Here is a 3553-nt window from a genome sequence, read left to right as displayed (position 1 = left end):
ACAGCCACAGCCACAGCCACAGCCACAGCCACAGCCACAGCCACAGCCACAGCCACAGCCACAGCCACAGCCACAGCCACAGCCAAGTATTACACCATCTTTACCGGCGACCGCACAACTACTTGAGAGCGCAAACGCACAAGTGTCTCTTCGCCAAGCGGAATTACTGATGGTCGAAAATGAATTAAACGGCATCCACCAACGTTTAGGCGAAATTAGAACTGGTGAGAAAGGCAATGTTTGGGTGAGAAACGTCAATTCACATCAAAAACTGACCGCACTTTCCACGGGTGAAAGTCAAACTTCCGGCTTTAAGCAAAACGTACATAGCTTACAAATTGGCGCAGATGCTGCAGCAACGGATAAGGTGCGTTTAGGTGGATTTGTCGGACACAGCCAAGCCAATATTGACTTCAACAATCATTACGGTAGCGGAAAAGTGAAAGGACAAACCCTTGGGCTTTATGGTACTTATCTTGCCGACAATGGTGTCTATTTAGATAACATCGCGCAATATAGTCGCTTAACCGCCCACTCGAATCATACGGAAAAACAGCGTTACAACGCTTACACGTTAAGCAGTGAAATCGGCAAACAATTCCAATTAGCCGGTGCATGGACCTTGACCCCACAAGCGCAATTGGCTTGGACGCATATTAACGGTAAAGAAAAAGAAGATAGCTTATCCGCCATTTCTTCTCGTGTCGGTTTACGCCTTGCCAAAACCTTCGAGTTGAACCAAGGATGGAAACTTCAACCTTATGCCGAAGCGAATGCGATCACGACACGCCACCACCACAGCGACATTAACTACCGTGGTACTCAACTCAATGTAGAAAGTTATCGCGGTCGTTTCACAAGTGCGGTCGGTTTTAATGCCGGTTTGGGCAATCACCGTATTGGTTTAGAAGTGAATCGCGCTGATGGCAAACACATCAAGCAACCATTTGGCGTACAAGCCGTCTATCGTTTCCAATGGTAGTTTAAACCGTTCATTTTCAGATTCCGTCTGAACGTTTATAGAAACCATAAGCGTTTTTCTTCCCAATAGAAAAACGCTTATTTTTTTCACCGCACTTTGTCGTTCTAAAAGCAAGATCACTGCATAGATAAACTTGCTTGCCGTGTATGCCTATTCATTGTTTTTATGGCTAGAGTTTTGCGCCTCAATCCGCTATATTAGCGCACAACTGTTAGCTGACTTTGGGTTTTTAATCATGGATCTCAATTTTCATTTTATTCACCGTGTACGTAGCCAAGCCAAAACGCTGGCAAATCGCACCGCACTTCGTTACTTCAAAGATAACAACTGGCTGTCTATTTCTTGGTCAGAGTTTCAACAACAAATTGACCAAATTTCCTTAGCGTTATTAGCAAATCATATTGATATTCAAGATAAAATTGGTATTTTTTCGCATAATATGCCACGTTGGACGATCACCGACATCGGTACATTGCAAGTGCGTGCCGTCACCGTGCCGATTTATGCCACGAATACCGCCAAACAAGCCCAATTTATTATCAATAATGCAGATATGAAGATCATTTTCGTGGGCGACCAAGAACAATATAATCAAGTATTGGAGATCGTCGATGAATGCCCGAAACTGGAAAAAATCGTGGCGATGAAAAGCACAATCCATTTGCATGAACACGCCAAAGCCTGTCATTGGCAAGACTTTATTGAGATGGCAGATGAGCAATATCAGGCGGAATTACAACAGCGATTGGATGGCAAGTGCTTGGAAGATTTGTTTACGCTGATTTACACCTCGGGCACGACCGGTGAGCCGAAAGGCGTGATGTTGGATTACGCCAATTTAGCGCACCAACTCAATGCGCACGATCAGGCGCTGAAAGTAGATGATACCGATGTATCTCTTTCCTTTTTACCCTTATCGCATATTTTTGAACGCGCTTGGGTAGCTTATGTGCTCCATCGCGGTGCGACCAACTGTTACATTGAAGACACCAATCAAGTGCGGTCGGCTTTGACAGAGATTCGTCCGACCTTAATGTGTGCCGTGCCACGTTTTTACGAAAAAATTTATACGGCCATTTTAGATAAAGTGCACGATGCTCCCAAACTACGCCAATGGGTTTTCCATTGGGCGATGGCAGTCGGGCGTCAACATTTTGATGCCCTTGCCAAAGGACAAAAAATCGGCTTTTTGTTAAAACAACAATATGCCCTTGCCAACAAGCTGGTACTTGGCAAATTACGTGCGCTGCTCGGCGGACGCATTCGCATGATGCCTTGCGGCGGTGCCAAATTAGAACCGACTATCGGGTTATTTTTCCACAGTATCGGTTTAAACATTAAACTCGGTTACGGTATGACAGAAACTACTGCGACCGTCTCCTGTTGGGATGATCTCCACTTTAACGCCAATTCCATCGGTCGCTTAATGCCGGGCGCAGAAGTCAAAATTGGCGAAAATAACGAGATTCTCGTACGCGGTGGCATGGTGATGAAAGGGTATTACAAAAAACCACAAGAAACCGCCGATGCTTTCACTGCAGACGGTTTTTTAAAAACCGGTGATGCGGGCGAATTTGATGCCGAGGGGAATTTATACATCACCGACCGCATTAAAGAATTAATGAAAACCTCCAACGGCAAATACATTGCACCGCAAGTGTTGGAAAGCAAAATCGGCAAAGACAAATTCATTGAACAAATCGCGGTTATTGCTGATGCCAAAAAATATGTCTCCGCCCTTATCGTGCCTTGCTATGCTGCCCTTGAGGAATACGCCAAACAGGTCAACATCAAATATCAAGATCGGTTGGAATTGCTCAAACATTCCGAGATTTTGCAAATGTTAGAACAGCGAATCAACGAGTTACAAAAAGAGCTTGCCGGTTGGGAACAAATCAAACGTTTCACCCTGTTGCCTCAGGCGTTTAGTACGCAGCTGGAAGAAATTACCCCTACCTTAAAATTACGCCGAAAGGTTATTTTGCAACGCTATCAAGCGCAAATTGAAGCGATGTATAGTTGATAATTGATGGCGTGGGCAAGAATATGATTTCCTCACGCCAATCAAAATAAAGATGAGAAAAGAAAAAACCTGTTTTGAAAAAACATCAAAACAGCTCTTAAAAAGAAGTTACATCATGAAAAATGGTTGCGGGGGCCGGATTTGAACCGACGACCTTCGGGTTATGAGCCCGACGAGCTACCAAGCTGCTCCACCCCGCGATTGAGGTGGGCTATTCTACTCATTTCAAAATAAATTGCAAGTTTAAATTTAAAAATAATCGCGTCTGGCTTGAAATTGTACAGAATTCACACATTATCTCTGTGAATTTATCGTTTTTTGATGAATCGCGGTCTATTAAGACAGTCTGTTAAGACATAGGCTGTCTCCACCGAAAGAAAGGGAAAGTTAGAAAAAACAATAAGATGAAACATAACAAAACATTTACAAACACGAAGTAACATTTTATAGTAGTACGCGTTAGTCGGGGTGCTTCGTTCGCTTAAATAACGAAGCTGAGAAATACCCGTGAACCTGATACAGTTAGCACTGACGTAGGAAACTAATGC

At 43.9% G+C, this 3553-nt stretch carries 2 protein-coding genes, 1 tRNA gene and 1 riboswitch; of the genes, 2 read left to right on the top strand and 1 reads right to left on the bottom strand.

Annotated elements, in window-relative coordinates; all coding sequences use genetic code 11:
* A partial coding sequence (locus Q0203_RS05530; RefSeq protein WP_297930133.1) for an autotransporter outer membrane beta-barrel domain-containing protein occupies nucleotides 1-982 on the top strand: 982 nt, incomplete at its 5' end.
* A gap of 235 nt (nucleotides 983-1217) precedes the next feature.
* Complete coding sequence (locus Q0203_RS05525) at nucleotides 1218-3005, top strand: long-chain fatty acid--CoA ligase (protein ID WP_297930130.1); 1788 nt, start codon at nucleotides 1218-1220, stop codon at nucleotides 3003-3005.
* 123 nt (nucleotides 3006-3128) lie between these two features.
* Here the strand turns inward: Q0203_RS05525 and Q0203_RS05520 are convergent.
* Nucleotides 3129-3205: transfer RNA gene (locus Q0203_RS05520), tRNA-Met, on the bottom strand.
* Nucleotides 3206-3459: 254 nt separating this feature from the next.
* Nucleotides 3460-3553, top strand: a riboswitch (TPP riboswitch). This riboswitch is flagged as partial in the annotation.

This window comes from uncultured Aggregatibacter sp. (assembly GCF_938046485.1).
In the GTDB taxonomy this organism is placed as follows: domain Bacteria; phylum Pseudomonadota; class Gammaproteobacteria; order Enterobacterales; family Pasteurellaceae; genus Aggregatibacter.
Note: the sequence above shows the minus strand (reverse complement) of the source record. Positions and strands in the feature narration are given on the sequence as shown.